1 protein-coding gene is annotated in these 940 nt (G+C 66.2%); it reads right to left on the bottom strand.

Annotation, left to right across the window (positions count from 1 at the left end; all coding sequences use genetic code 11):
* Positions 1-927 (bottom strand): beta-ketoacyl reductase (locus LPA42_RS33385; protein WP_228987141.1); only part of this gene is annotated, 927 nt, incomplete at its 3' end.
* Positions 928-940 lie beyond the last annotated feature (13 nt).

Below are 940 nucleotides of genomic sequence, written 5' to 3'. Positions count from 1 at the left end.
CTCCGTGAGTTTGTTGGTCATTTTGCTGGTGTGGGTCCAGAGGCCCCAGGCGAGGCTGGTGGCGGGTTGGCCTTGGGTGTGGCGGTGGTGGGCGAGGGCGTCGAGGTAGGTGTTGGCGGCGGCGTAGTTGGCTTGTCCGGGTGTGCCGAGGGTGCCGGCGGCGCTGGAGAAGAGGATGAAGTGGGTGAGGGGGTGGCTGGTGGTGAGGTGGTGGAGGTGCCAGGCGGTGTCGATTTTGGGTTGGAGGACGGTGTGGAGTTGGTGGGGGGTGAGGTTGGTGGTGGTGGCGTCGTCGAGGATGCCGGCGGTGTGGATGATGGCGGTGAGGGGGTGGTTGGGGGGGATGTTGTTGATGGTGGTGGTGAGTTGGTGGGGGTTGGTGGTGTCGCAGGTGGTGATGGTGGGGTGGGCGCCGAGGTTGGTGAGGTGTTGGTGGAGTTGTTGGGCGTGGGGGGGGTGGGGTCCGGTGCGGGTGAGGAGGAGGAGGTGTTTGATGTGGTGGTGGGTGATGAGGTGTTGGGCGATGTGGGTGGCGAGGGTGCCGGTGCCGCCGGTGATGAGGATGGTGCCGTTGGGGTCGAGGGTGGGGTGAGGGTTGGCGGTTGCGGTTGCGGTGGTGGTGGTGGGGGTGAGTTGGGGGGTGTGGAGGGGGTTGTTGCGGATGGCGAGTTGGGGGTGGCCGGTGGTGAGGGCGGTGGTGATGGTGTGGTTGGTGGTGGGGTGGTGGTCGTGGTCGATGAGGGTGATGCGTCCGGGGTTTTCGGTTTGGGTGGTGCGGATGAGTCCCCAGGTGGTGGTGGTGGGGAGGTTGATGGGTTGGTGGGGGGTGGTGGGGATGGCGTGTTGGGTGAGGATGACGAGGTGGGTGTGGGTGAGGTGGGGGTTGGTGAGCCATTGTTGGAGTTGGTGCAGGGTGCGTTCCGCCACCGCATGAGCCGCC

Origin of the sequence: Micromonospora sp. DH13 (assembly GCF_020873825.1) — a bacterium.
Taxonomy (GTDB): domain Bacteria; phylum Actinomycetota; class Actinomycetes; order Mycobacteriales; family Micromonosporaceae; genus Micromonospora; species Micromonospora haikouensis.
This window is presented reverse-complemented; position numbering and strand designations above follow the sequence as displayed.